Below are 4,896 nucleotides of genomic sequence, written 5' to 3' on the forward strand. Positions count from 1 at the left end.
TGCGTTTGCCTTTTTTAATTTGCGATATGATTTGTGTTCCATCTGAAATTTGATTTATATCGTTTTGCACAATTTGTATTAAAAATCCAAATTAATTAATCCGCAATGTTTTTACTTTTCACAGATAATTATTTTTCACTACAATTTTAAAATCGGTTAGATAATAAAAGGAAATAACTTGCTCAAAGCCCTAAAGATAATAGGAGGGATGTTGTTTTTTACCATAACTGGCAACGGATTTGTATATGAAAAGTAGCGTGCAAATCAGTGATTATTTATCAGCCACGCACAAGCCAAATCTTTTATGCTTTACGCTTAACTTTCTTTATAAAATCGTCAAATCAAAAGATTTGGCGATTTAGTAAATATACCAAAATTTTCGGTTTATCACAGACGAAGCTATTTTTTATATACGGTGTTGTAAAACGTTTTTTATTCATTTGGTTCATTTACTAATTCGTCAATTTCTTCTTGTGTATATTCAATAGGCTTTTCAGTTTCCCCACAAATCATATTCAAAAAGTTCAAAATAGGAACATTAGAGTTTATATCTAAAGAATTAGCATATTCAAATGCAGACAAAGGCTTTCCTTTATCTTTATCATATTGGTAATCGTGAGAGCTTTCAAAATCATATACAGAAACGTATCGTTTAGAAAGGTTTTCGTTGAATTCATTTCCTCTTGTTAATTCATCCCAAATATTTTGATTAATTGTCCAAGCAGAATTATTTTTTGGATTACCATCATTATTATTTTTTACAGCATAATTGATTTCTCCGTTATTTCCTTTCGTTTTGGTGTAGTTGTATCTTGTATCACTATCGTGTATAATATGTTGTTTAATATTGAAGTGATTAAAAATCTTTTGAAAAAATGGAATATTATTTTTTGAACCTGTATTGACTACAAATATATCATTTGTTGGAAATTTTCTTTCTAATAATTCTCTAACAACTATTGCTTCAGTATCACCTTCTACTAAAATTACTTCATTAGAAAAAAAGGATTCACAAATATTTGGGTCAAACCTATTAATCATTTGAACTTTATTTTTTATTTCTTGTGAAGACGAAAATAAATCATCTCCTGCTTGATAAATTTTTGTTGTTCCGTCTTCTTCTCTTAATAATCTCACTAAAGTGGTGTGTTGTTTTGATATATCTATTAAAGCAGGACTATGAGATGCACAAATAATTTGAAAAGGTGAATCGGCACATAATTCATAAAGTACTTTACGAAGTAAATTAATAGCTTTCGGGTGTAAATAGACTTCTGGCTCTTCAAATAATATTATATATTCTTTAGATACACTTTCACCATCATTATTTGTTGGTAAATCGTTTTTAACTATCCCTAAAAAATTAAATAGAGCTTGTCTTATAACTCCGTGACCGTGATTAGAAAAATCTTGTTTTGCTTCTGGAAATCTATCATCTTTTATTATTACAGAAAACTCTTTTTCAAAAGTTGAAGCTAAATTAAATTCTTGTCCTTCAATTGGACTAATTTCTAAAGTTAGATTAGGGAAAATTTTTCTAAAATTATCGTTTGCTTTGTCAGTTTTAGAGGTAATGTTTTCATTTGATAGTATCCTTTCTTGTAAATTTTCTATTTCGTTCATTACATTTTGATACGCTTCAACTTCATCATCTTTTAGACTTTTTAAGACGCTTTTTTGAATAGTTTCTTTAATGAATTTTGTTAGGTCAGCAGGCGTTGGAAATGCAGGTATTCTTACTGGTGTTGGTGAATGTTTAGTTAAGTATTGTTCTAAACCTCCAAATCCATTTTCGACATAATCATTTATTTCAGGATTAGGGTCGAAAGTTTCCTTTTTACCCTCAACATTAATGTCTTCCCAAGTCTTCCTGAATTTTATTTTTCCATCTTCTGAAACCCATTTATTAAAACCTTTATTTTCAAAAATCGCATTATCTCCTTCTTCTTTTAAGAACGTTGTTTTTATCTCTATATGATTATTTGTATCAAAACCGAGGAAATCATTAAGAGTTGCTTTTTTTTTCGGTGCAATCATATATTCGTAAGCAGATAATAATGACGATTTACCAGCATTATTTTGACCATATAAAAATATAATATCCGAGTCTTTAAGAGAAAGTGTTATTCCATCTCCTTTTATAGAGCGGAAGTTTTTGATTGTTATGTCTAATAGTTTCATTGGTTGGTCAAAATGTTTTACAACGTGTTTGTATATGGTTTGTTGCGTGTTTTAAGCAACTAATTTAATAAATAATTACCGACCAAGAAAGTCCGCGAGGACTTTCGTAAGTAGGCTAAAACTAGCAATAAATTATATACGGTGTTGCCAACTGGCTTTATTCACTTTTTTGTTTTTCAATCGTTTTTAATTCAGAAATTGAAATTTCCCCATTAGCCTTAACAGAATTGTCTGCATAGACTTCCCAGAAAATTATTTCATTATTAAATTCAATATCTTTTTTGAATTTAATTTCATCTAATCTAAATTGAGTTTCAGGTAAAATTGGGTCATATCTTGAAGGCCAATAATCATATGTGTTAAAAGTTCCGAAATTCTTAACATCCTTAATTTCACGAATTGTATTGTCACAAAAAATTCGTTTATATTCTATTCCATCTTTAATTACAGAACTTCTATGATTATATTCTTCTTCTTTGAGAATTGATACTGGAATTTCTAAAAAGCAATTTACGTAGTCAGCGAAAATTCCACCAACATTTTTTGCATAGACATTTAAAGTATTGATTACTGAATATTCCTTTTCCTGTTTTTCTTCTCTGTTTATTTGAAATGTAATTTGGGGAATAGGTGGTTTTACTTCGTATTTATATTTTTCAACCTCCAAAATAATTTCAATTTTTGGGGATTTATTTCGGTTCATTACATCTTTAACTTCATAATCGTACATAGGATTTTTTCCGAAATTTGATCGTTTATAATAACGAAAATCAGAAGCTTGATGAGCTGTTGTACTTTTAGGGATTCTCACAATATACACAACAGAATTAGAAGATTCTTGAATAGGAATTGATTGAATTATAATTCCGTCAATTTTTGGTGAAATCCTACCGTTTATTATGTTTTCTAACCATTCTTTGGGAAATTGAGTTCTATCAACTGCGTTTATTTTTTCAGGTAAATGGCTTTTTTCTTTTTCGTTAAATTCAGCTATTCCGTAAATAATAATTCCTCCATTTGAGTTAGCAAAAGACGAAACATCTCTAGATATTTCATCTTTTTTTCCGTCTGATTTTGCTAATGAACCTGATGCCTTATAATCCAAATGAATATTTTCCTCAATTTGGTTTATTATTAAATTCTCTAAATCTGATTCGTTCTCAATTTTCATTAATTTACGTGGTTTTTTTAGCTTGTTGGCAACGGTCTTGTGTATGATTAGTGGCGTTGTTAAGCAACTAATTTAGCAAATAAAAACCGAATAGAAAATCCGCGAGGATTTTCGTAAGTAGGCGAGAACCAGCCATTAATTATACACGGTGTTGGCAACAGTTTTTTAATTCTTTTTATTCACAGTATTTGGGTCAAATCCATAATAAAAGTCATTCAACTTTCCATTCGAACTTTGAAGTCCAACTATGTCCATTATTTCCTGAAAATAAAGTAAAATCCTTTCTCTATCTTCAGAATCATATCCTAATTCCATTTCTGGGAATTTTAAAAGTCCGATTCTAATTGCTTCTTGGTATTTCTCGTCAGTTGGTTTTTCAGATTCTGCAATTTGTTTAAAATCAGTTGCGACTTCGTTGATTTTTTCGGTCAATATTGGTCTCAGTTTTTCATCCGATATATTTGGTGAATGATTTTCCGAATAGAATTTTTTCTTTGCAATAAATTCTACAAACTTTTCATTCGCATTTTCAGGTGTTTTCATTTCGGTTGCATTTTGTCCGCAAGCAGATAAAGTTAAAAACAGAACTAATATTTTGATGTATTTCGTCATTTCTCAAATTGTTGCCAACGTTTATGTGTAAGGAACGTTGCGTGTTTGAGTGCGAGGATTTTCCGAAGGAAAATCAGAAGCTAGCAAACAAAGCAACGACCAAACGATTGAACTAAAATAAGCAATGTTTTTTACACGGTGTTGTAAGCAGTATTTTGTCAGAAGTTAATTTCATCCCTTTTACAATACCAGTTCGGGTCGCAACCAGTTGTCACACATCCACCAGATTTATATACTTTGTCTTTTTTCTCTTCTCCTTTTTTAGTTATTTCTGCTATAAGTCCGTAGGAAATCGGAATAACTTGGTCTTGTTTTTTACATATAGGACAAGTTTTGTTTTCTTTTGATTGGTCATATTTACAAGACAAAGAATATGGAATCTTTATTTCAACCGTTTCATTAGGTTTTAAAAATCCGATTATTGTTAATTGTCGCATATACGAGTGAGGTTCAGTTCTAATTCGGATTGAGTCAGACTCAAGATTATGAAATGAAAAATTCAGATTTTTATCAACAACTGTAGTTTTTTCAATTCCGTTTATCTCAAGAATCACTTTAGTGTTTTCAGCAATCAATTCCGCTTCTTCTGGAATTTCTGCAACTATTTTTCCGTTAATTACTCCGTTTTGAGCAAGACAGAATGAAATTCCGATGAACATTAATATTATGCTGAATGTTTTTCTCATATTGCTTACAACGGTCTTGTATATGGCTCGTAGCGTGTAAATTAGCGATAACTATTCGGTTAAGCACGAGCCGAATTTTTTAATTTTCTTATTACCTTTTTTTCAATAAGCCAAATTAAAAAATTTGGCGGACTTGCAAATATGCCTTTACTTCGATCAAGCAACTCATTAGCTATGAGCTATATACGTCTTAAGTTTGATTCTTGTTAAATTTAAGTTATAAATCAGAAAGAACAAAGAGAGGAT

At 30.0% G+C, this 4,896-nt stretch carries 4 protein-coding genes; all 4 read right to left on the reverse strand.

Annotated elements, in window-relative coordinates; all coding sequences use genetic code 11:
- Positions 1 to 432: 432 nt before the first annotated feature.
- The 4 genes from RLT85_RS14890 to RLT85_RS14905 all read right to left on the reverse strand — a co-directional run bounded on the left by RLT85_RS14890 (position 433) and on the right by RLT85_RS14905 (position 4,650).
- On the reverse strand, positions 433 to 2,181 hold the full coding sequence (locus RLT85_RS14890) for an ATP-dependent nuclease (RefSeq protein WP_311402839.1): 1,749 nt from the start codon (positions 2,179 to 2,181) through the stop codon (positions 433 to 435).
- 157 nt (positions 2,182 to 2,338) lie between these two features.
- A complete protein-coding gene (locus RLT85_RS14895) occupies positions 2,339 to 3,352 on the reverse strand; it encodes an AlbA family DNA-binding domain-containing protein (RefSeq protein WP_275316920.1) in 1,014 nt (337 codons plus the stop codon).
- Between the two features lie 165 nt (positions 3,353 to 3,517).
- Positions 3,518 to 3,895: a DUF4844 domain-containing protein gene (locus RLT85_RS14900; protein ID WP_311402840.1), complete on the reverse strand. Its 378-nt coding sequence runs from the start codon at positions 3,893 to 3,895 to the stop codon at positions 3,518 to 3,520.
- A gap of 227 nt (positions 3,896 to 4,122) precedes the next feature.
- Positions 4,123 to 4,650 carry a hypothetical protein gene (locus RLT85_RS14905; RefSeq protein ID WP_311402841.1) on the reverse strand — a complete coding sequence of 176 codons (528 nt, stop codon included), beginning with the start codon at positions 4,648 to 4,650 and terminating at the stop codon, positions 4,123 to 4,125.
- Positions 4,651 to 4,896 lie beyond the last annotated feature (246 nt).

The organism is Mesonia ostreae (assembly GCF_031845265.1).
In the GTDB taxonomy this organism is placed as follows: Bacteria; Bacteroidota; Bacteroidia; order Flavobacteriales; family Flavobacteriaceae; genus Mesonia; species Mesonia ostreae.